Here is a 20,715-nt window from a genome sequence, read left to right on the forward strand (position 1 = left end):
CGCCGGTCACGTCGTACGTACGACGTGACCGGCGCCCGGTCTTTGTAGGCTGGGGTGGTGAACACGACGCCGGTCACCGTCCCGCCGCCCGCGGCGTCGCGCCATCCGCTCGATCCCGACCCGGTCCGGTCCACCAAGGCGATGACCGTCTTCTGGCTCGGCCTGGTCGCCGCGGTCACCGGCGTGTTCGTGGGCGGCGTCGCACCCGCCACGATCGCCCTGCTGCTGTCCCGACAGGCCCGCCGGGAGGCGTACGCGTCGGGTGGATACCTGACCGGATCGGCGTGGCTCGACCGCGGCGAGCGCCTTGCCTGGACGGGCCTCGTGCTGGCCGCCACCACCCTGGTGATCGCCCTCGTGATCGGGCTGATCAACCTGGCCAACAGCCCGACCGGGCAGGACTTCGCGCCGACCGTCGACTAGCCGGTGCGGACCCGCCGGGATACCGCGACGGCCGCTCGGCGGTAGCCTGGCTCGTGCGATCCGGACGCCCCGGGCACAGTGGTCGAGGAACGGATAATCGACCGAAGGGTCGGCGGCGAGTACGGACGACCGATCCGATGGATCGGCGGCGAGACGGACAGCCCGACCCGACCGGTCGGTGTGGGAAGGTCCCGGGCGCGACGCCCGGACCGGGGCGGTGCGGCCGTCGGTTGCGGAGAGGGGACGTTCGTGACGGAAGAGGTACGGTCGCAGCCGTCGGCCGAACCACCCGCGGAGCCGGCGACCGCACCACCGGCGCCTGCGCCGAGCCTTCACAAGCCGGCGCCCGACCGACCCGGCGACACGTCCGCGGCTGCCGGCGCTCCGGTCGGGTTCGGTGCGCCAGCTCCGGCTCAACCGGCGAACCCCTGGGCGCGGCCGGGTGCCCCGGCACCTCCGCCCGTCATGTCTCCGGCCACCGCGCCGCCGCCCGCCGCGATGGCAGGCTTTCCAGGAGGCGCCGTGCCCGCCGGCGGCCCGGCCCCATACGCGCCGATGGGCGCCCCGCCGCCGGTCGTGCCGCCCGGCCGCCATCACCCGCCCGCGCCCCCGAGGGAAACCTGGCGCAGGCCGAGCCGGGTCGAGCCGGTCCCCGGTACGGGGTTCGCCGTGGTGCACCTCGACGTGCCGCCGGTCACCTCGGGGCTGGCCGTCGGGGCACTGGTCGCCGGGATCGGTTCGATCCTGGTATCGCTGCTCGTCGCCTGTTTCGGGCTGGCCGGGGCGCAGGACGGCTGGGGCGGCTGGGTGGCGGGCGCGTTCGCCGTGCTCGGCGGGCTGCTCGGGTTGGCCGGGCTCGTACTCGGGTTGATCGCGCGACGACAGATCATGCGTACGACCGAGCCGTCGGCGGTGCGGTTCACCGGGCGCGGCTGGGCAATCGCCGCGGTGAGTTGCGGCGCGACCGGCCTGGGGATCACGGTCTTCTCGTTCGCGTTGGCCCTGCTGTTGCAGCTGGCCTGACCGCGTGCGGGGGCCCGAAGCCGGTCGCCGTGCGAGCCGTTACACTTGTTGACTGGGGGTTGCTCACGACGGGCGGAAATCCGTGGCGGGCAGCGACTCGATGCAAGTGTCGACGTAAGTGTGGACGCTGTGGGAGGCACACGCAGGCCCGTTTTGACCTGTGCGCTCATGGTGGGTACTCTTTCCCCTCGTGCCCGGGCGTGCCCGGGCAACTCGCGTGTGCTCGCGATCTGGCTGTAGGCCATCGACAGGCGCCGTGAGAAGACAAAACCGACGCGTTCGGAAGTTCGCGTCAAACCGTGGGCCTGGCGACACGCCCGACCGCGGGTGCCGGGGCTCCTGACGGAAGACCTGGTCGGAATGTAGTAGAGCCGCCCGCCCGGGTGGCTACGGCAGAACAGCGCGGCCGCGTGAGAAGTGGCCGAAGGGAGCGGAGAAACCCGGTGCCCACCATTCAGCAGTTGGTCCGTAAGGGCCGACAGGCCAAGACGACCAAGACGAAGACGCCAGCGCTCAAGGGCAGCCCGCAGCGCCGTGGCGTCTGCACGCGCGTCTACACCACCACCCCGAAGAAGCCGAACTCCGCGCTGCGCAAGGTCGCGCGTGTGAAGCTCAGCAGCCAGATCGAGGTGACCGCCTACATCCCGGGCGTCGGTCACAACCTTCAGGAGCACTCGATCGTGCTCGTGCGTGGCGGCCGTGTGAAGGACCTCCCCGGCGTGCGTTACAAGATCGTCCGCGGCTCGCTGGACACCCAGGGCGTCCGCAACCGCAAGCAGGCCCGTAGCCGTTACGGCGCGAAGAAGGAGAAGAGCTGACATGCCGCGTAAGGGCCCCGCTCCGCGCCGCCCCCTGGTCGCGGACCCGGTTTACAACTCGCCGCTGGTCACCCAGCTGGTGAACAAGATCCTCCTGCGCGGAAAGCGTCAGCTGGCCGAGCGGATCGTCTACGGAGCGCTCGAGGGCTGCCGCGAGAAGTCGGGCACCGACCCGGTAGTCACGCTCAAGCGCGCGATGGACAACGTCAAGCCGACCCTCGAGGTCCGCAGCCGCCGTGTCGGTGGCGCGACCTACCAGGTGCCGGTCGAGGTGCGCCCGGCCCGGGCGACCACCCTCGGGCTGCGCTGGCTGGTGACGTACTCCAAGGCCCGCCGCGAGAAGACCATGGTCGAGCGCCTCATGAACGAGCTGCTCGACGCGAGCAACGGCCTTGGTGCCGCCGTCAAGCGGCGTGAGGACACGCACAAGATGGCCGAGTCCAACAAGGCCTTCGCGCACTACCGCTGGTAATCAACGGTTCGTAGACGAGACGACAAGTAGGGATTGAAGTGGCCGCCGCAGACGCGCTCGCCAACGTACGCAACATCGGCATCATGGCGCACATCGATGCCGGTAAGACCACGACCACTGAGCGGATCCTGTTCTACACCGGCATCACCTACAAGATCGGTGAAGTCCACGAGGGCGCTGCCGTCATGGACTGGATGGAGCAGGAGCAGGAGCGCGGCATCACCATCACCTCCGCCGCCACGAAGTGCGAGTGGAAGGGCCACACGATCCAGATCATCGACACGCCCGGCCACGTCGACTTCACGGTCGAGGTCGAGCGGTCGCTGCGGGTCCTCGACGGTGCCGTCGCCGTCTACGACGGTGTCGCCGGCGTCGAGCCGCAGACCGAGAACGTGTGGCGGCAGGCCGACAAGTACAACGTTCCCCGGATGTGCTTCGTCAACAAGCTCGACCGGACCGGTGCGGACTTCTTCCGTTGCGTGCAGATGATGATCGACCGGCTGAAGGCGACGCCGCTGGTGCTGCAGGTGCCGATCGGCGCCGAGGCCGACTTCATCGGTGTCGTCGACCTGGTCGAGATGCGGGCGCTGACCTGGCGCGGCGAGACCCAGAAGGGTGAGGACTACGCGGTCGAGGAGATCCCGGCCGACCTCACCGAGCTGGCCGCCGAGTGGCGCGAGAAGCTGCTCGAGACCCTCGCCGACGTCGACGACGCGGTCATGGAGAAGTACCTCGAGGGTGAGGAACTCTCCGCCGACGAGATCAAGGCCGCCATCCGGCGGGCCACGATCGCGGGCAAGGCCAACCCGGTCCTGACCGGCACCGCGTTCAAGAACAAGGGCATCCAGCCCATGCTGGACGCGGTGGTCAGCTTCCTGCCGTCGCCGCTGGACATCCCGGCGATCGAGGGCACGGCGACCGACGGCGAGACGCCGCTGCAGCGCAAGCCCTCGGTGAGCGAGCCGTTCTCCGGTCTGGCCTTCAAGATCCAGACCGACAAGCACCTCGGCAAGCTCACGTACGTGCGGGTCTACTCCGGCAAGCTCGAGTCCGGTTCCCAGGTGGTCAACTCCACCAAGGACCGCAAGGAGCGCATCGGCAAGATCTACCAGATGCACGCCAACAAGCGGGAAGAGCGCAGCTCGGCCCAGGCTGGCGACATCATCGCCGTGCAGGGGCTGAAGCAGACCACCACGGGTGACACGCTGTGCGATCCGGCCAACCCGGTGATCCTCGAGTCGATGACCTTCCCCGAGCCGGTCATCGAGGTGGCGATCGAGCCGAAGACCAAGGCCGACCAGGAGAAGCTCAGCACCGCGATCCAGCGGCTGGCCGAGGAAGACCCGACCTTCCGCGTCAAGAACGACGAGGAGACCGGGCAGACGGTCATCGCCGGCATGGGCGAGCTGCACCTGGACATCCTGGTGGACCGGATGCGGCGCGAGTTCAACGTCGAGGCGAACATCGGTAAGCCTCAGGTGGCGTACCGCGAGACCATCCGCCGCAAGGTGGAGAAGGTCGAGTACACCCACAAGAAGCAGACCGGTGGTTCGGGTCAGTACGCCCGCGTCATCGTCAGCCTCGAGCCGCTGCCGCTCGACAACGAGTCGGCGACGTACGAGTTCTCCAACGCCGTCACCGGTGGCCGTATCCCCAAGGAGTTCATCCCCTCGGTGGACGCGGGCGCCCAGGACGCCATGCAGTACGGCATCCTGGCCGGCTTCCCGCTGGTTGGCGTCAAGCTGACGCTGCTCGACGGGCAGTACCACGAGGTCGACTCGTCGGAAATGGCGTTCAAGATCGCCGGTTCGATGGTGCTGAAGGAGGCGGCCCGCAAGGCCGACCCCGCGCTCCTCGAGCCGATGATGGCCGTTGAAGTCACCACTCCGGAGGAGAACATGGGTGACGTCATCGGCGACCTCAACTCCCGCCGTGGCATCATCCAGGCGATGGAGGAGCGCGGCGGTGCCCGCGTCGTCCGCGCCCTGGTGCCACTGTCGGAGATGTTCGGCTACGTCGGCGACCTGCGGTCGAAGACCCAGGGCCGGGCTAGCTACAGCATGCAGTTCGACTCCTACGCCGAGGTTCCGCAGAGCGTGGCCAAGGAGATCATCGCGAAGGCGACCGGGGAGTGATCCCCGCTCGCCTTCGGGCGAGCTGCCGTACCGGGCCTGAAGGCGTCACTGCCGCAAGACCCAAGTCGACAGAGTTCTGGGCGCCGCAATGGGCGCCCGGAGCGTACGAACCAAGAAGTCCACAGGAGGACACCAGTGGCGAAGGCGAAGTTCGAGCGGACTAAGCCGCACGTCAACATCGGCACCATTGGTCACATCGACCACGGTAAGACGACGCTGACCGCGGCCATCACCAAGGTGCTGCACGACCGGTACCCGGACATCAACCCCTACACGCCGTTCGACGAGATCGACAAGGCGCCGGAGGAGAAGGCCCGCGGTATCACGATCTCGATCGCGCACGTCGAGTACCAGACGGAGGAGCGGCACTACGCTCACGTCGACTGCCCCGGTCACGCCGACTACATCAAGAACATGATCACCGGTGCCGCGCAGATGGATGGCGCGATCCTGGTGGTGGCGGCGACCGACGGCCCGATGCCGCAGACCCGTGAGCACGTGCTGCTGGCCCGTCAGGTCGGCGTGCCGTACATCGTCGTGGCGCTCAACAAGAGCGACATGGTCGATGACGAGGAGCTGCTCGAGCTGGTCGAGCTCGAGGTCCGTGAGCTGCTCTCGGCGCAGGAGTACCCGGGTGACGACCTGCCGGTCGTCCGGGTGTCGGCGCTCAAGGCGCTCGAGGGTGACCCGAAGTGGACCGAGGCCCTCATGGAGCTGATGGGTGCGGTCGACACCGCCATCCCGCAGCCGGAGCGGCAGACGGAGAAGCCGTTCCTCATGCCCGTCGAGGACGTCTTCACCATCACCGGTCGCGGCACCGTCGTCACCGGCCGGGTGGAGCGCGGTGTGCTCCTGCCGAACGAGGACGTCGAGATCGTCGGCATCAAGGACAAGGGCATCAAGACCAAGGTCACCGCGATCGAGATGTTCCGGAAGACCCTGGAAGACGCCCGCGCAGGTGAGAACGTCGGCCTGCTGCTGCGTGGCACCAAGCGCGACGAGGTCGAGCGCGGCATGGTCGTGGTGAAGCCGGGGACGAACACCCCGCACACCGAGTTCGAGGCGACCGTCTACATCCTCTCCAAGGAGGAGGGTGGCCGGCACACTCCGTTCTTCCAGAACTACCGGCCGCAGTTCTACTTCCGTACCACCGATGTCACGGGCGTCGTCACGCTGCCCGAGGGTACCGAGATGGTCATGCCGGGCGACAACACGTCGATGGCCGTCAAGCTCATCCAGCCGATCGCGATGGAGGACAACCTCAAGTTCGCGATCCGTGAGGGTGGCCGGACCGTCGGCGCCGGTTTCGTCACGAAGATCGTCAAGTAACAGGTAACCCCGATTAGCGTTGCCGTACGAGGTACGGCATACTAGTCAGGTTGCGTCCGCGCAGGGTGGTTGGCTGCCCAGCAGTCAACCACCCTCGCACGGTGTCCGGCCCGTGGAGACACGGCCGGTGCCTCGACCCCCGGACGGGGTCAGCCCCGCGAAACACCCCAGGTCGTCTCGGTTATCCGGGGCGGAGTCTGGCTCCAGGGCGCGACACGCCCGACCGCGGGGGTGGGCGGAAGCCGGGGGAAGCCCCGCGACACAGCGGCATCGAGAGAAGGAACAGAAGCCACCATGGCGGGACAGAAGATCCGCATCCGGCTCAAGGCCTACGACCACGAGGTCGTCGACTCCTCGGCGCGGAAGATCGTCGAGACGGTGACGCGCACCGGGGCGCAGGTCGCAGGCCCGGTGCCGCTGCCCACGGAAATCAACCGTTTCTGCGTCATCCGGTCGCCGCACAAGTACAAGGACTCGCGCGAGCACTTCGAGATGCGCACGCACAAGCGTCTGATCGACATCATCGACCCGACCCCGAAGACGGTCGACTCGCTCATGCGCCTCGACCTGCCGGCTGGCGTCGACATCGAGATCAAGCTGTAGGGACTGCGACTAATGGACAGGCAAGTTAAGGGCATCCTGGGCGCCAAGCTCGGCATGACCCAGGTCTGGGACAACAATCGGGTTGTACCGGTGACCGTGGTGCAGGCCGGCCCGTGCGTCGTGACCCAGGTGCGAACCGGTGACAAGGACGGCTACTCGGCCATCCAGCTGGCGTACGGCGCGATCGACCCCCGCAAGGTCAAGAAGCCGCGGGCGGGTCACTTCGCGAAGTCGGGTGCTGCCCCGCGCCGGCACATCGTCGAGCTGCGGACGACCGACGCGAGCGACTACGAGCTCGGCCAGGAGGTCACCGTCGACAGCTTCGCGCCCGGCGTGACGATCGACGTGACCGGCAAGACCAAGGGCAAGGGCTTCGCCGGTGTCATGAAGCGGCACGGCTTCCACGGTCTGCGTGCCAGCCACGGTGTCGAGCGCAAGCACCGCTCGCCCGGCTCCATCGGCGCCTGCGCGACCCCCGGTCGCGTCTTCAAGGGCGTGCGGATGGCCGGTCGCATGGGTGGTGTGCGCTACACGGTGCAGAACCTCACCGTGCAGGCGGTCGACGCCGAGAACAACCTGCTGCTCGTGAAGGGCGCCATCCCCGGCCCCAAGGGCGCGCTGGTGCTGGTCCGCTCCGCGGCCAAGACCCAGGCCAAGAAGGGCGGTGTGAAGTAATGGCGACGGTTGACGTACTCAACGCCGAAGGCGGCAAGAGCGGTTCGGTCGACCTCCCGGGCGAGATCTTCGACGTACAGGCCAACGTGCCCCTGATGCACCAGGTCGTGGTGGCCCAGCTCGCGGCCGCCCGCCAGGGCACGCACAAGGCCAAGACCCGCGGCGAGGTCGCCGGTGGCGGCAAGAAGCCGTACAAGCAGAAGGGCACCGGCCGGGCCCGGCAGGGCTCGATCCGCGCCCCGCAGTTCGCAGGCGGTGGCGTCGTGCACGGCCCCGTGCCGCGTGACTACAGCCAGCGGACCCCGAAGAAGATGAAGGCCGCCGCACTGCGTGGCGCGCTCTCCGACCGTGCCCGCGCCGGCCGCGTGCACGTGGTCGAGGCGTTCGTCACCGGTGAGAAGCCGTCGACCAAGGCCGCCATCGCCACGCTGCGCAAGGCCACCGAGGCCCGGCGGGTGCTGGTCGTGCTGAGCAGCACCGACGAGCTGAACTGGTTGTCGCTGCGTAACGAGGCGAGCGTGCACCTGATCGAGGCCGGCCAGCTCAACACCTACGACGTGCTGGTCGCCGACGATGTGGTCTTCACCAAGGAAGCCCTGGACGAGTTCATGCGCGTCCCGGCGGCGTCGAAGACCGAGGAGAGCGACAAGTGACCACCATCGCCGACCCCCGCGACATCATCGTCGCGCCGGTCGTCTCCGAGAAGAGCTACAGCGAGCTGAACCGGAACTGGTACACGTTCCTGGTTCACCCGGACGCCAACAAGACCGAGATCAAGATCGCGATCCAGCAGATCTTCAACGTCCGCGTCCTGACGGTGAACACGCTCAACCGTGAAGGCAAGCGCAAGCGGACCCGTACCGGTTTCGGTCAGCGCAAGGCCACCAAGCGGGCGATGGTGAAGCTGGCTGACGGTGACCGTATCGAGGCCTTCGGCGGCCCGGTCGGCTGAGGGGTATAGACAATGGCTATCCGTAAGTACAAGCCGACGACCCCGGGCCGTCGTGGCTCCAGCGTCGCCGACTTCGCCGAGATCACGCGGTCGACTCCCGAGAAGTCGCTGCTGGCTCCGCTGCCGAAGAAGGGTGGGCGCAACGCCCACGGCCGGATCACCGCGCGGCACCAGGGCGGTGGGCACAAGCGTCAGTACCGTCTGATCGACTTCAAGCGGGTCGACAAGGACGGCGTACCGGCGAAGGTCGCCCACATCGAGTACGACCCCAACCGCACCGCGCGGATCGCGCTGCTGCACTACGCCGACGGCGAGAAGCGCTACATCATCGCGCCGAAGGACCTGAAGCAGGGCGACACGGTCGAGTCGGGCCCCACGGCCGACATCAAGCCGGGCAACAACCTGCCGCTGCGCAACATCCCGGTCGGTACCACGATCCACGGGGTGGAGCTGCGTCCGGGGGGCGGTGCCAAGCTGGCCCGCTCGGCCGGCGTCGGCATCCAGCTGCTCGGCCGGGAAGGCGCCTACGCCACGCTGCGGATGCCGTCCGGTGAGATCCGGCGGGTCGACGTGCGGTGCCGGGCGACCGTCGGTGAGATCGGCAACGCCGACCAGTCAAACATCAACTGGGGCAAGGCCGGCCGTATGCGCTGGAAGGGCAAGCGCCCGACCGTCCGTGGTGTCGCCATGAACCCGGTCGACCACCCGCACGGTGGTGGTGAGGGTAAGACCTCCGGTGGTCGCCACCCGGTCAACCCGCAGGGTAAGCCCGAAGGCCGTACCCGTCGTAAGGGCCAGCCGAGCGACCGGCTGATCGTCCGCCGCCGCTACGCGACCCGCAAGCGCGGCTAAGGAGAAGTCAAGACATGCCTCGCAGCCTGAAGAAGGGCCCGTTCATCGACGACCACCTGCTCAAGAAGGTGGAGACGCAGAACGAGAAGGGCTCGAAGAACGTCATCAAGACCTGGTCGCGACGCTCGACGATCATCCCCGAGATGCTGGGGCACACGATCGCGGTGCACGACGGGCGCAAGCACGTCCCGGTGTTCGTCACCGAGTCGATGGTCGGGCACAAGCTCGGCGAGTTCGCGCTCACCCGCACGTTCAAGGGTCACGAGAAGGACGACCGGAAGAGCCGCCGCCGCTGACGCGGCAGCCACGGATAGAGGATCAAGGGGTTTCAGCGATGCCAGTTAAGGGCGACGCTCCGGTGCTCCCGGGCGCGCGGGCGATTGCGCGTTACGTGCGCATCTCGCCGAACAAGGCGCGCCGGGTGGTCAACCTCGTCCGCGGTTTGCCCGCGAAGGAGGCGCTCACGGTGCTCCAGTTCGCGCCGCAGGCCGCGAGCGAGCAGGTCTACAAGGTGCTCGCCAGCGCGATCGCCAACGCCGAGAACAACGAGCGGCTGGACCCCGACGCGCTGCTCGTCAGCGAGGCGTTCGTCGACGAGGGCCCGACCATGAAGCGGTTCCAGCCGCGCGCGCAGGGCCGGGCCTACCGGATCCGCAAGCGCACCTGCCACATCACCATTGCGGTGGAAGCGGTTGCGCCGGCGGCGCGTCCGGCGAAGAAGGCCGCGGCGAAGAAGGCCGCGCCCGCCGAGGCGAAGCCGGAGACCAAGGCGCAGGCCAGCGAGTCTGCGAGTAACACGGAAGGTGCCGAGTAATGGGTCAGAAGGTTCACCCGCACGGGTTTCGGCTCGGCATCTCGACCGACTGGAAGTCCCGTTGGTACGCCGACAAGCTCTACAAGGACTACATCGCCGAGGACGTCAAGATCCGGCGGATGATGTCCAAGGGCCTGGAGCGGGCGGGTATCTCGAAGGTCGACATCGAGCGGACCCGCGACCGGGTCCGGGTCGACATCCACACCGCCCGGCCGGGCATCGTCATCGGCCGTAAGGGTGCCGAGGCCGACCGGATCCGTGGCGAGCTGGAGAAGCTGACCGGCAAGCAGGTGCAGCTCAACATCCTCGAGGTGAAGAGCCCCGAGTCGGACGCGCAGCTCGTGGCGCAGGGCGTCGCCGAGCAGCTCTCCAGCCGGGTCAGCTTCCGGCGGGCGATGCGCAAGGCGATGCAGTCGGCGATGAAGAACTCGATCGTCAAGGGCATCCGGGTGCAGGTCTCCGGCCGCCTCGGCGGTGCGGAGATGAGCCGTACGGAGTTCTACCGCGAGGGTCGCGTTCCGCTGCACACGCTGCGCGCCAACATCGAGTACGGCTTCTTCGAGGCCCGTACCACCTTCGGCCGGATCGGCGTGAAGGTCTGGATCTACAAGGGCGACGCCGTGCCGGGCCGGGAGGCTCCGGTCGAGGCGGGTCCCGCGCGTCCCCGTCGGGAGCGCGGCGACCGGCCCGAGCGGCCGCGTCGTGGTCGCTCCGGTTCGACCGGTACGACCGCCGGCGGCACCGAGGCCGGACGGGCCGCGCAGGCTGCGCAGGCCGAGGCCGCGGAAGCCCCGAACGACAGCGCCGCCGCGGCGGCCGCCCCGGCTTCGGCCGGGAACGACAGCTCAGCGCAGGAGGGCTGACACATGCTGATGCCGCGCAAGCCCCCGAAGGGCTTCCGCAAGCCGCACCACCCGGATCGCAGCGGCGCTTCCAAGGGCGGCAACCGGGTGGTCTTCGGCGAGTTCGGTATCCAGGCGCTCGAGCCGGCGTACGTCACCAACCGGCAGATCGAGTCGGCCCGTATCGCCATGACCCGTCACATCAAGCGTGGTGGCAAGGTCTGGATCACGGTCTTCCCGGACCAGGCCCTCACCAAGAAGCCGGCCGAAACCCGGATGGGTTCCGGTAAGGGTTCGCCGGAGTGGTGGGTCGCGAACATCAAGCCCGGCCGGGTTTTGTTCGAGATGTCCTTCCCCAACGAGCAGATCGCGCGTGAGGCCATGCGCCGCGCGATCCACAAGCTCCCGATGAAGTGCCGCATTGTGACGCGCGAAGTGGGTGAATCCTGATGGCAGCGGGCGTTAAGGCCGCCGAGCTGCGTGAGCTCTCCGACGAGGAGCTGGTCACGAAGCTCCGCGAGGCCAAGGCGGAGCTGTTCAACCTCCGCGTGCAGAGCGCGACCGGGCAGTTGGACAACAACCGCCGGCTCCAGGTCGTTCGTCGGGAGATCGCCCGGATCTACACGATCATGCGTGAGCGTGAGCTGGGGCTCTCGGTCGCGCCGGATGAGGTGACTGCAGCATGACCGAGAACACGGCCGCCGCTCCGCGGGCCCAGCGCAAGGTGCGCGAGGGGCTCGTGGTCAGCGACAAGATGGAAAAGACCGTCGTCGTCGAGGTCGAGGACCGGGTCAAGCACCCGCTGTACGGCAAGGTCATGCGCCGGACCAGCAAGCTGAAGGCGCACGACGAGCAGAACTCGTGCGGCATCGGTGACCGGGTCCTGCTGATGGAGACCCGCCCGCTGTCTGCCACCAAGCGGTGGCGGGTCGTGGAGATCCTGGAAAAGGCCAAGTAGCGAAGGCTTCGAGCTCGTCCGGCGTCGCCGGGCGCGGGTTCCGCCAGGCTCCGGCCGCGCGAGCGGCCGGAGAACCGGCAGACATAGGAGATAGACGTGATTCAGCAGGAGTCGCGACTGCGCGTCGCCGACAACACGGGTGCCCGGGAGATCCTGTGCATCCGGGTGCTCGGTGGCTCCGGTCGGCGCTACGCGGGCATCGGCGACGTCATCGTGGCCACCGTCAAGGACGCGATCCCGGGTGCCGGTGTGAAGAAGGGCGACGTCGTCAAGGCGGTCATCGTCCGCACCGCCAAGGAGAGGCGGCGCCCGGACGGTTCGTACATCCGTTTCGACGAGAACGCCGCCGTGATCATCAAGGACGGTGGTGACCCGCGCGGGACCCGTATCTTCGGGCCTGTCGGGCGTGAGCTGCGGGACAAGCGGTTCATGAAGATCATCAGCCTCGCCCCGGAGGTGTTGTGACTGTGAAGGTCAAGAAGGGCGACACGGTCATCGTCATCGCCGGCAAGGACAAGGGTGCCAAGGGCAAGGTCATCGCGGCCTACCCGCGGCAGGACAAGGTCCTGGTCGAGGGCGTGAACCGAGTCAAGAAGCACGAACGCATCCGCACCACCCAGCGCGGCGCGAAGACCGGTGGCATCGTCACCCAGGAGGCTCCGATCCACGTCTCGAACGTGCAGATCCTCGACTCCGACGGCAAGCCGACCCGGGTCGGGTACCGGTTCGACGACAACGGCCAGAAGGTCCGCATCGCGCGTAGCAACGGTAAGGACCTGTGATGACCACGGCTACCGAGACCAAGATCACCCCGCGCCTCAAGGAGCGGTACCGCAACGAGATCATCGGGCAGCTGCGCGAGCAGTTCAAGTACGGCAACCCGATGCAGGTGCCCGGCCTCGTCAAGATCGTCGTCAACATGGGTGTCGGTGAGGCTGCCCGCGACGCCAAGCTGATCGAGGGCGCGGTCCGCGACCTGGCCACGATCACCGGCCAGAAGCCGCAGGTGCGTCGGGCCACCAAGTCCATCGCGCAGTTCAAGCTGCGGGAGGGCATGCCGATCGGTGCCAAGGTCACGCTGCGTGGCGACCGGATGTGGGAGTTCCTCGACCGGCTGTTGTCGATCGCGCTGCCGCGTATCCGCGACTTCCGCGGTCTCGACGGGCGCAAGCTCGACGGGAACGGCAACTACACGTTCGGTCTGACCGAGCAGTCGGTGTTCCACGAGATCGACCAGGACCGGATCGATCGTCAGCGGGGCATGGACATCACGGTGGTCACGACCGCCACGACCGACGACGAGGGCCGGGCGCTGCTGAAGTTCCTGGGCTTCCCGTTCAAGGAGAACTGAGCGAATGGCCAAGAAGGCGCTGATCCTCAAGGCGGCCGCGAAGCCGAAGTTCTCGGTTCGCGCGTACACCCGCTGCCAGCGTTGCGGGCGTCCGAAGGCGGTCTACCGCAAGTTCGGCCTCTGCCGGGTGTGCATCCGGGAGATGGCTCACCGCGGTGAGCTGCCCGGCGTGTCCAAGGCTTCCTGGTAACTAGCTATTGCTCTTCGCCGTAGGCCCGGGGCGCGAGCCCCGGGAACCCCGGCGAGAAAGGCTGACAGAACCCATGACGATGACCGACCCGATCGCAGACATGCTCACCCGTCTGCGTAACGCCAACCAGGCGTACCACGACCAGGTGTCGATGCCCTACTCGAAGATCAAGGCGAACATCGCCGAGGTCCTCAAGGCCGAGGGCTACATCGCGACCTGGTCGGTCGAGGAGCCCGCGGAGGGCGCCGTCGGCAAGCGACTGGTCGTCGAACTGAAGTACGGCCAGAACCGCGAGCGGAGCCTGGCCGGCATCAAGCGCGTCTCCAAGCCCGGTCTGCGGGTGTACGCCAAGTCGGACGGGCTCCCGCGGGTGCTCGGTGGACTCGGTGTGGCGATCATTTCGACGTCGCAGGGGCTGCTGACCGACCGGCAGGCCCGCAAGCGGAGCGTTGGCGGGGAAGTCCTCGCCTTCGTCTGGTAACGGGGGCCCTGGCGTGAGCACCAAGTACGCCGCGAAGCGGAGCCCCGCAGTCGCGAACGAAGGAAATGATCGATAATGTCGCGTATTGGACGTAAGTCGATCCCGGTGCCGGCGGGCGTCGAGGTCACGATCGACGGGCGGACCGTCAAGGTCAAGGGCCCGAAGGGCGAGCTGTCGCACACCCTCGCCGAGCCGATCACGGCTGAGCGCAGCGAGGACGGCGAGCTGCACGTCAACCGGCCGAACGACGAGCGGCGCGCCAAGGAACTGCACGGCCTGAGCCGGACCCTGGTCGCCAACATGATCGTCGGAGTGACGGACGGCTACCGCAAGAGCCTGGAGATCCGGGGCACCGGTTACCGGGTCGCGGCCAAGGGCAGCGACCTCGAGTTCGCGCTCGGGTTCTCGCACCCGGTCGTCGTGACGCCGCCGGCGGGCATCACCTTCACGGTGGAGAAGCCGACGCTGTTCCACGTGGCCGGCATCGACAAGCAGCTCGTCGGTGAGGTCGCCGCGAACATCCGGAAGATCCGTCCGCCGGAGCCCTACAAGGGCAAGGGTGTCAAGTACCTCGACGAGGTAATCCGCCGCAAGGCTGGAAAGGCAGGTAAGAAGTGACCGCCACGCTGCTCAAGCGTCGTCGCGGCGTCGCTGCCAAGCGCGCCGTCGGGCGGGCGCGTCGGCACTTCCGGGTCCGCAAGGGCATCAGTGGCACCGCCGAGCGTCCGCGCCTGGTCGTCACCCGTTCGCTGCGGCACATCACGGCCCAGATCGTCGACGACACCAAGGGACACACCCTGGCGTCGGCGTCGACCCTGGACGCGTCGATCCGCGGTGCCGAGGGTGACAAGAGCGCCCTGGCGGGCAAGGTCGGCGCACTGCTCGCCGAGCGCGCCAAGTCCGCTGGTGTTTCCAAGGTCGTCTTCGACCGTGGTGGCAACCGGTACGCGGGGCGTCTCGCCGCGCTCGCCGACGCCGCCCGCGAAGCCGGGCTTGAGTTCTAACCCCGTCACGAGAAGGAAGGAAGGCTGCTGATGCCAGGTCAACAGCGCCGTGGCGGCGGGTCCGGTGGCAACGAGGGTGGTCGCCGCGACAACCGCCGTGAGGGCGGCCGCGGAAACGCGCCCGTCGAGAAGACCCCGCACCTTGAGCGGGTAGTCGCCATCAACCGGGTGGCCAAGGTCGTGAAGGGTGGTCGTCGCTTCAGCTTCACCGCCCTGGTGATCGTGGGCGACGGTGACGGCACCGTGGGTGTGGGCTACGGGAAGGCCAAGGAGGTGCCCGCGGCGATCGCCAAGGGCGTCGAGGAGGCCAAGAAGCACTTCTTCAAGGTGCCCCGGATCGCCGCGTCGATCCCGCACCCGGTGCAGGGCGAGGACGCCGCTGGCGTCGTCCTGCTCAAGCCGGCCAGCGCCGGTACGGGTGTCATCGCCGGTGGCCCGGTGCGTGCCGTGCTGGAGTGCGCCGGTATCCACGACGTGCTCTCGAAGAGCCTCGGCTCGTCGAACCCGATCAACATCGTGCACGCGACCGTGGCCGCTCTGAAGGCCCTCGAATCGCCGGAGGCGGTCGCCTCCCGTCGGGGTCTTCCGGTCGAGGACGTCGCGCCGGCGGCCATGCTGGCGGCCCGCGCGGGTGTGGGGGCATGACGATGGCACGTCTCAAGGTCACCCAGCTCCGGTCCGAGATCGGTGCCAAGCGCAACCAGCGTGAGTCGCTGCGGTCGCTCGGTCTCAAGCGGATCAACGACGTGGTGGTCAAGGAGGACCGGCCCGAGATTCGGGGCATGATCTTCACCGTGAACCACCTCGTGAAGGTCGAGGAGGTCGACTAATGACGATCAAGGTTCACCACCTTCGTCCGGCCCCCGGTGCCAAGACCGCCAAGACCCGTGTGGGTCGCGGTGAGGGCTCCAAGGGCAAGACCGCCGGTCGAGGCACCAAGGGTTCGAAGGCCCGCAAGAACATCTCGGCGGCGTTCGAGGGTGGGCAGATGCCTATCCACATGCGCCTGCCGAAGCTGAAGGGCTTCAAGAACAAGAACAAGGTCGTGTTCCAGGTGGTCAACCTGGACCGGCTCGCGGAACTCTTCCCCGAGGGCGGCCAGGTGGGCCCGGCCGAGCTGGTCGAGGCCGGCGCGGTGCGCAAGGGCCAGCCGGTCAAGGTTCTCGGCACCGGTGAGCTGGGCGGCGTCCAGCTCCAGGTGTCGGCCCAGGCGTTCAGCGCCTCGGCCAAGGAGAAGATCGCCGCTGCCGGTGGCTCGGTAACAGAGCTGTAAGGAAGTACTGGGATCGTGGCGTCCGATCAGTTGGAACCAACTGGCGGGCGCCACGGTCTACTAAGGGACCAATCGTCCCGTTAATATCGGTGCCGGTGGATGTGGCAGGACGGACCTGCCCTGAAACCGATTGGACTGTTACAGTCCGAGTCCCAGCCATGGATTTCGGGCCCCACCCGCCCGGGACCAACCCTGACCGCCACTGACTCAGCCGGCGGCCCGCCTCGCGCAGGAGGAAAGAGTTGCTCTCCGCCTTCAGCAGTGCGTTCCGCACGCCTGACCTGCGCAAGAAGCTGCTGTTTACAGTGGCTATCGTCGCGATCTACCGGCTCGGCGCGACGATCCCCAGCCCCGGCGTGTCCTACGGCAACGTGCAGAACTGCATCGACGCCATGGAGAACGGGGAGACCAGCGGTGTCTTCACACTGCTGAACCTCTTCTCCGGTGGAGCGCTGCTCTCGCTGTCGGTCTTTGCGCTCGGCATCATGCCGTACATCACAGCCTCGATCATCCTGCAGCTGCTCACAGTCGTGATCCCGCGACTCGAGCAGCTTCGCAAGGAAGGCCAGTCCGGTCAGGCGAAGATCACCCAGTACACCCGCTACCTGACTCTCGGGCTCGGTGTGCTCCAGGCGTCGGCCTTCGTCGCGCTGGCCCGCTCCGGCCAGCTCTTCCAGGGCAACTGCCCGCAGACCGACCCGCAGTTCGCGATCATCCCCACCGGCACCGGTCTGCCGACCTGGCTCACCGTCACGGTTCTGGTCATCACGATGACCGCCGGCACCGGCCTGGTCATGTGGCTCGGCGAGCTCATCACCGACCGCGGCGTCGGCAACGGCATGTCGGTCCTGATCTTCACCTCGATCGCCGCCCGGCTCCCCAGCGAGGGTTGGTCGATCAAGACCACCAACGGTTGGGGCATGTTCGCCCTCGTGATCGCCCTGGTGCTGATCGTCATCACCGCGGTGGTCTTCATCGAGCAGGCGCAGCGCCGCATCCCGGTGCAGTACGCGAAGCGGATGATCGGCCGCCGGATGTACGGCGGTACCTCGACCTACATCCCGCTGAAGGTCAACCAGGCCGGTGTCATCCCGGTCATCTTCGCCTCGTCGCTGCTCTACCTGCCCCAGCTCGGCCTTCAGTTCTTCGACCCGAACGACCCGGGCGACGTCCAGATCTGGGTGCAGAACAACCTGGCCGACCCGCGTAGCCCGATCTACATCGCGGTCTACTTCCTGATGATCATCTTCTTCACGTACTTCTACGTCTCGATCACGTTCAACCCGACCGAGGTCGCGGACAACATGAAGAAGTACGGCGGTTTCGTCCCCGGCATCCGCCCGGGCAAGCCGACCGCGGAGTACCTCGACTTCATCCTGAGCCGGATCACCCTGCCGGGCGCGCTCTACCTGGGCCTCATCTCGATCCTGCCGAACTTCTTCTTCATCTGGCTCAACAGCGACCAGTACGTGAACTTCCCGTTTGGTGGCACCGCGGTGCTCATCATGGTCGGCGTCGGATTGGAAACCGTGAAGCAGATCGAGAGTCAACTCATGCAGCGGAACTACGAAGGGTTCCTGCGGTAAATGAGACTGGTTCTGGTTGGCCCCCCGGGGGCGGGGAAGGGGACCCAGGCGGAGTTCATCGCCGCTCACCTGTCCGTGCCCAAGATTTCGACGGGGGACATCTTCCGGGCCAACGTCTCCCAGGGCACCCCGCTGGGAGTCGAGGCCAAGCGGTACATGGACGCGGGCAAGCTGGTCCCGGACGAGGTCACCATCAACATGGTCCGGGGCCGGCTCGCCGAGCCGGACGCTGCCGAGGGGTTCCTGCTCGACGGGTTCCCCCGGACGACCCCGCAGGCCGCGGCCCTGGACAAGTTGCTCGCCGACCTCGGGACCGCGCTCGACCTCGTCATGGAGTTGGTCGTCGACGACGACGAGGTGATCCGGCGGCTCTCCGGCCGGCGCACCTGCCGGGGCTGCGGCAAGATCTGGCACGTCGAGTTCGACGCGACCACGCGGGAAGGGGTCTGCGACCGGTGTGGCGCCGACCTCTTCCAGCGTGACGACGACAAGGCCGAGACGATCGCCGAGCGGCTGGTCGAATACGCGCACAAGACGGCGCCCCTGGTCGACTACTACGGCGCCCAGGGCAAGCTGGTCGGTATCGACGCGACCGGGCCGGTGGAAGACGTCACGGTACGGGCTATCGACGCACTGCGGTCGTACGGCGGTTAGGCTCGATCAAGTGGTCGCGTACCGGTTCCTCGGCACGCGCCGCGACCGTCAACGGAAGGCCCGATACCTCCAATGCGCCGTCAGCGGCTGAACATCCAGCTAAAGACCCCTGAGCAGATCGACCTGATGCGTGCCGCGGGGCTGGTCGTCGCGGCTGCCCTGGCCCGGATGCGCGAGGCGGTGGCGCCCGGGATCACCACGGCCGATCTGGACGCGATCGCCGAGTCGGTGATCCGGGACGCGGGGGCGGTCCCCTCGTTCAAGGGCTACCACGGGTTCCCGGCCACGATCTGCTCCTCGGTGAACGAGCAGATCGTGCACGCCATCCCGTCACCGCGCCAGGTACTGCGGAACGGCGATCTCATCTCGATCGACTGCGGGGCCGTACTCGACGGCTGGCACGGGGACGCGGCGATCACGGTGGGCGTGGGCGACGTGGACCCGGCCCTGCTGCGGATGGCCGAGGTCGCCGAGGACGCGATGTGGGCGGGTATCGCGGCGGCGGCCCAGGGTGCCGCCGCCGGCCGGGGGCGGCTCACCGACATCTCCCATGCCGTCGAGACGGCGGTTCGCAAGGGCGGCCGTTACGGCATCGTCGACGGGTACGGCGGGCACGGCATCGGGACCGAGATGCACCAGGACCCGCACGTGCTCAACCACGGCCGGCCGGGACGTGGCCCGGCGCTGGTGCCGGGCATGGCGCTGGCGATCGAGCCGATGATCACGATGGGATCGCCCAAGACCGCCGAGCTGGCCGACGGTTGGACCGTGGTCACCCGGGACGGGTCGGTCGCGGCGCACGTCGAGCACTCCTCGGCGATCCTCGACGACGGCATCTGGGTGCTGACCGCACCGGACGGCGGCCGGGGCCGGCTGGGCGATCTGGTGACCGCGCGACAGCCGGCGACGTCGTCGCCGGCGTGACGGCGACGCCCGGCGGCACGGACGGTCGACCGGCGCGAACCTCCTGGGGCGGAGGTGGCATCCTCGTAGGCATGGATCGGCGTGAAGACATGCGCGCGGCGGACTCCGATCGGGAGGCGGTCGCCGAGCAACTCCGGGTCGCGTTGGGCGAAGGCCGGCTTGAACTGCACGAATACGACGAACGGCTACAGCAGGTCTACCTCGCGAAGACGTACGCCGATCTTGACGGGTTGCTTTCGGACCTGCCGGGCACCATCCCCGCGGCGAAGGCGCAGCTCGTGCCGATCGGGGAGAAGGGCGAGTTCGTGGCGCCCGAGGCGGACGGGCGCTATCCGCACGCGACGCGGCGCTGGCTGGCCGACACGTGGGACGGCTACGGCCTCACGGTCGGCATCGTGGTCGGCATCTGGGCGGTCATCTGCCTGATGAGCCAGGAGCTGATCTACTTCTGGCCGGGATGGGTGGCCGGGCCGTGGGGGGCGGTGCTGATCGCGATCACGATCAGCGGGCTGGTCACCGGCGAGCCGCAGAAGTGGGCGGCGAAGGAAGCCCGTAAGCGGCAGGCCAAAGCGGAGAAGAAAGCGCGCAAAAAGGCACAAAAGGAATCTGAGGGCGAGGACGACGACTGAACCGCGACCTGCGGTCGGGGGACCAAGACCTCGGTTTGCCGTCGATACCTGGGCGCGCGTACACTGGCTGATCGGCGCACAGCGTCCACTCCATCATGCCCACCCCGCGCTTCCGGTGGGTCTTGGAGCCGCGGCTGGCGCGGATCGTTCCACGTCGCGAGGGGCATGTCCCCCGCGGGCGGGGTGGTCCGTGAAAGGTGTTGTGTGCCATCCGGATAAACCGACGTCAGGACAGCGGAGGACATGCCGAAAAAAGACGGGGCCATTGAAATCGAAGGCCGGGTCATCGAGCCACTGCCGAACGCGATGTTTCGGGTGGAGTTGGCCAACGGTCACAAGGTGCTGGCTCACATCAGTGGCAAGATGCGGCAGCACTACATCCGCATCCTGCCCGAGGACCGGGTAGTCGTCGAGCTCTCGCCCTACGACCTGACCCGCGGGCGCATCGTCTACCGCTACAAGTAACACCTGACGACGGCCGGGATGTCCCCGTGTCCGTCCTCGAAGTCCGGCGCGTGACGCGTCGCGTCGCCGGGTGTAGATGGGAAGTAAGGCAAACCGTGAAGGTCAAGCCGAGCGTCAAGAGGATCTGCAACAACTGCCGGGTCATCCGGCGGCACGGCCGGGTCATGGTCATCTGCAAGACCGACCCGCGCCACAAGCAGCGCCAGGGCTGAGTCCCTGCCGCTGGCAGATCGCACAACCGAACAAGCTCGTCCCAGCCGCG

33 protein-coding genes are annotated in these 20,715 nt (G+C 67.8%); all 33 read left to right on the top strand.

Annotated elements, in window-relative coordinates; translation table 11 throughout:
• The first annotated feature begins 57 nt into the window (after nt 1–57).
• Nucleotides 58–423 carry a hypothetical protein gene (locus AB0M79_RS10815; RefSeq protein ID WP_364210779.1) on the top strand — a complete coding sequence of 122 codons (366 nt, stop codon included), beginning with the start codon at nt 58–60 and terminating at the stop codon, nt 421–423.
• Nucleotides 424–945: 522 nt separating this feature from the next.
• Complete coding sequence (locus AB0M79_RS10820) at nt 946–1,446, top strand: hypothetical protein (protein ID WP_364210782.1); 501 nt, start codon at nt 946–948, stop codon at nt 1,444–1,446.
• A gap of 443 nt (nt 1,447–1,889) precedes the next feature.
• A complete protein-coding gene (gene rpsL, locus AB0M79_RS10825; RefSeq protein ID WP_007465318.1) occupies nt 1,890–2,264 on the top strand; it encodes a 30S ribosomal protein S12 in 375 nt (124 codons plus the stop codon).
• 1 nt (nt 2,265) lies between these two features.
• Nucleotides 2,266–2,736, top strand: coding sequence for a 30S ribosomal protein S7 (gene rpsG / locus AB0M79_RS10830; RefSeq protein WP_212823082.1), 471 nt, complete (start codon nt 2,266–2,268; stop codon nt 2,734–2,736).
• 38 nt (nt 2,737–2,774) lie between these two features.
• Nucleotides 2,775–4,871, top strand: coding sequence for an elongation factor G (fusA, locus tag AB0M79_RS10835; RefSeq protein ID WP_364210787.1), 2,097 nt, complete (start codon nt 2,775–2,777; stop codon nt 4,869–4,871).
• Nucleotides 4,872–5,006: 135 nt separating this feature from the next.
• Nucleotides 5,007–6,200, top strand: a complete 1,194-nt coding sequence (gene tuf / locus AB0M79_RS10840) for an elongation factor Tu (RefSeq protein ID WP_364210790.1) — start codon at nt 5,007–5,009, stop codon at nt 6,198–6,200.
• 294 nt (nt 6,201–6,494) lie between these two features.
• Entirely contained in the window at nt 6,495–6,803 is a 309-nt protein-coding gene (gene rpsJ, locus AB0M79_RS10845; protein WP_007073037.1) for a 30S ribosomal protein S10, read from the top strand.
• Between the two features lie 12 nt (nt 6,804–6,815).
• On the top strand, nt 6,816–7,478 hold the full coding sequence (gene rplC, locus AB0M79_RS10850) for a 50S ribosomal protein L3 (RefSeq protein ID WP_364210793.1): 663 nt from the start codon (nt 6,816–6,818) through the stop codon (nt 7,476–7,478).
• Nucleotides 7,478–8,131, top strand: coding sequence for a 50S ribosomal protein L4 (rplD, locus tag AB0M79_RS10855; RefSeq protein WP_364210796.1), 654 nt, complete (start codon nt 7,478–7,480; stop codon nt 8,129–8,131). Before rplC ends, rplD begins: the two co-directional genes overlap by 1 nt.
• Nucleotides 8,128–8,430 carry a 50S ribosomal protein L23 gene (gene rplW, locus AB0M79_RS10860; RefSeq protein WP_212823052.1) on the top strand — a complete coding sequence of 101 codons (303 nt, stop codon included), beginning with the start codon at nt 8,128–8,130 and terminating at the stop codon, nt 8,428–8,430. Before rplD ends, rplW begins: the two co-directional genes overlap by 4 nt.
• A gap of 12 nt (nt 8,431–8,442) precedes the next feature.
• A complete protein-coding gene (gene rplB / locus AB0M79_RS10865; RefSeq protein WP_212823050.1) occupies nt 8,443–9,282 on the top strand; it encodes a 50S ribosomal protein L2 in 840 nt (279 codons plus the stop codon).
• A gap of 14 nt (nt 9,283–9,296) precedes the next feature.
• Nucleotides 9,297–9,578 (top strand): 30S ribosomal protein S19, encoded by a 282-nt coding sequence (gene rpsS / locus AB0M79_RS10870; protein ID WP_212823048.1) that lies wholly within the window; start codon nt 9,297–9,299, stop codon nt 9,576–9,578.
• A 38-nt stretch (nt 9,579–9,616) separates the two neighbouring features.
• The gene (gene rplV, locus AB0M79_RS10875; protein WP_212823046.1) at nt 9,617–10,096 is read left to right on the top strand and encodes a 50S ribosomal protein L22; all 480 of its coding nucleotides are present in this window, start codon (nt 9,617–9,619) and stop codon (nt 10,094–10,096) included.
• Nucleotides 10,096–10,959: a 30S ribosomal protein S3 gene (gene rpsC / locus AB0M79_RS10880; protein WP_364210802.1), complete on the top strand. Its 864-nt coding sequence runs from the start codon at nt 10,096–10,098 to the stop codon at nt 10,957–10,959. Before rplV ends, rpsC begins: the two co-directional genes overlap by 1 nt.
• A 3-nt stretch (nt 10,960–10,962) precedes the next feature.
• Complete coding sequence (rplP, locus tag AB0M79_RS10885) at nt 10,963–11,388, top strand: 50S ribosomal protein L16 (protein ID WP_212823035.1); 426 nt, start codon at nt 10,963–10,965, stop codon at nt 11,386–11,388.
• Nucleotides 11,388–11,624, top strand: coding sequence for a 50S ribosomal protein L29 (gene rpmC / locus AB0M79_RS10890; protein WP_357534103.1), 237 nt, complete (start codon nt 11,388–11,390; stop codon nt 11,622–11,624). The genes rplP and rpmC overlap by 1 nt, the downstream gene beginning before the upstream one ends.
• Entirely contained in the window at nt 11,621–11,896 is a 276-nt protein-coding gene (rpsQ, locus tag AB0M79_RS10895) for a 30S ribosomal protein S17 (RefSeq protein ID WP_357534101.1), read from the top strand. Before rpmC ends, rpsQ begins: the two co-directional genes overlap by 4 nt.
• Nucleotides 11,897–11,992: 96 nt before the next feature.
• Complete coding sequence (gene rplN, locus AB0M79_RS10900) at nt 11,993–12,361, top strand: 50S ribosomal protein L14 (protein ID WP_212823021.1); 369 nt, start codon at nt 11,993–11,995, stop codon at nt 12,359–12,361.
• Complete coding sequence (rplX, locus tag AB0M79_RS10905) at nt 12,358–12,678, top strand: 50S ribosomal protein L24 (RefSeq protein WP_364210807.1); 321 nt, start codon at nt 12,358–12,360, stop codon at nt 12,676–12,678. The genes rplN and rplX overlap by 4 nt, the downstream gene beginning before the upstream one ends.
• Nucleotides 12,678–13,247 carry a 50S ribosomal protein L5 gene (rplE, locus tag AB0M79_RS10910; RefSeq protein WP_364210810.1) on the top strand — a complete coding sequence of 190 codons (570 nt, stop codon included), beginning with the start codon at nt 12,678–12,680 and terminating at the stop codon, nt 13,245–13,247. Before rplX ends, rplE begins: the two co-directional genes overlap by 1 nt.
• A 4-nt stretch (nt 13,248–13,251) precedes the next feature.
• Nucleotides 13,252–13,437, top strand: coding sequence for a type Z 30S ribosomal protein S14 (locus tag AB0M79_RS10915; RefSeq protein ID WP_007073023.1), 186 nt, complete (start codon nt 13,252–13,254; stop codon nt 13,435–13,437).
• 73 nt (nt 13,438–13,510) lie between these two features.
• Entirely contained in the window at nt 13,511–13,918 is a 408-nt protein-coding gene (gene rpsH, locus AB0M79_RS10920; RefSeq protein ID WP_364210813.1) for a 30S ribosomal protein S8, read from the top strand.
• A gap of 75 nt (nt 13,919–13,993) precedes the next feature.
• The gene (gene rplF, locus AB0M79_RS10925) at nt 13,994–14,536 is read left to right on the top strand and encodes a 50S ribosomal protein L6 (RefSeq protein WP_364210816.1); all 543 of its coding nucleotides are present in this window, start codon (nt 13,994–13,996) and stop codon (nt 14,534–14,536) included.
• 8 nt (nt 14,537–14,544) lie between these two features.
• On the top strand, nt 14,545–14,922 hold the full coding sequence (gene rplR, locus AB0M79_RS10930; RefSeq protein ID WP_364211005.1) for a 50S ribosomal protein L18: 378 nt from the start codon (nt 14,545–14,547) through the stop codon (nt 14,920–14,922).
• A gap of 30 nt (nt 14,923–14,952) precedes the next feature.
• Nucleotides 14,953–15,567, top strand: coding sequence for a 30S ribosomal protein S5 (rpsE, locus tag AB0M79_RS10935; RefSeq protein WP_357534096.1), 615 nt, complete (start codon nt 14,953–14,955; stop codon nt 15,565–15,567).
• 2 nt (nt 15,568–15,569) lie between these two features.
• Entirely contained in the window at nt 15,570–15,752 is a 183-nt protein-coding gene (rpmD, locus tag AB0M79_RS10940) for a 50S ribosomal protein L30 (protein ID WP_212827709.1), read from the top strand.
• On the top strand, nt 15,752–16,195 hold the full coding sequence (rplO, locus tag AB0M79_RS10945) for a 50S ribosomal protein L15 (RefSeq protein WP_357534094.1): 444 nt from the start codon (nt 15,752–15,754) through the stop codon (nt 16,193–16,195). Before rpmD ends, rplO begins: the two co-directional genes overlap by 1 nt.
• A 242-nt stretch (nt 16,196–16,437) precedes the next feature.
• Complete coding sequence (gene secY, locus AB0M79_RS10950; protein WP_357534093.1) at nt 16,438–17,781, top strand: preprotein translocase subunit SecY; 1,344 nt, start codon at nt 16,438–16,440, stop codon at nt 17,779–17,781.
• Nucleotides 17,782–18,435, top strand: coding sequence for an adenylate kinase (locus AB0M79_RS10955; RefSeq protein ID WP_357534092.1), 654 nt, complete (start codon nt 17,782–17,784; stop codon nt 18,433–18,435).
• Between the two features lie 72 nt (nt 18,436–18,507).
• Nucleotides 18,508–19,359: a type I methionyl aminopeptidase gene (map, locus tag AB0M79_RS10960; RefSeq protein ID WP_364210821.1), complete on the top strand. Its 852-nt coding sequence runs from the start codon at nt 18,508–18,510 to the stop codon at nt 19,357–19,359.
• Between the two features lie 89 nt (nt 19,360–19,448).
• A complete protein-coding gene (locus tag AB0M79_RS10965; protein WP_364211009.1) occupies nt 19,449–19,988 on the top strand; it encodes a DUF1707 domain-containing protein in 540 nt (179 codons plus the stop codon).
• Nucleotides 19,989–20,231: 243 nt separating this feature from the next.
• Nucleotides 20,232–20,453: a translation initiation factor IF-1 gene (gene infA / locus AB0M79_RS10970; RefSeq protein WP_007073013.1), complete on the top strand. Its 222-nt coding sequence runs from the start codon at nt 20,232–20,234 to the stop codon at nt 20,451–20,453.
• 95 nt (nt 20,454–20,548) lie between these two features.
• Nucleotides 20,549–20,665: a 50S ribosomal protein L36 gene (rpmJ, locus tag AB0M79_RS10975; RefSeq protein ID WP_212822987.1), complete on the top strand. Its 117-nt coding sequence runs from the start codon at nt 20,549–20,551 to the stop codon at nt 20,663–20,665.
• Nucleotides 20,666–20,715 lie beyond the last annotated feature (50 nt).

Source organism: Polymorphospora sp. NPDC051019 (genome assembly GCF_040683055.1).
Lineage (GTDB): Bacteria > Actinomycetota > Actinomycetes > Mycobacteriales > Micromonosporaceae > Polymorphospora > Polymorphospora lycopeni.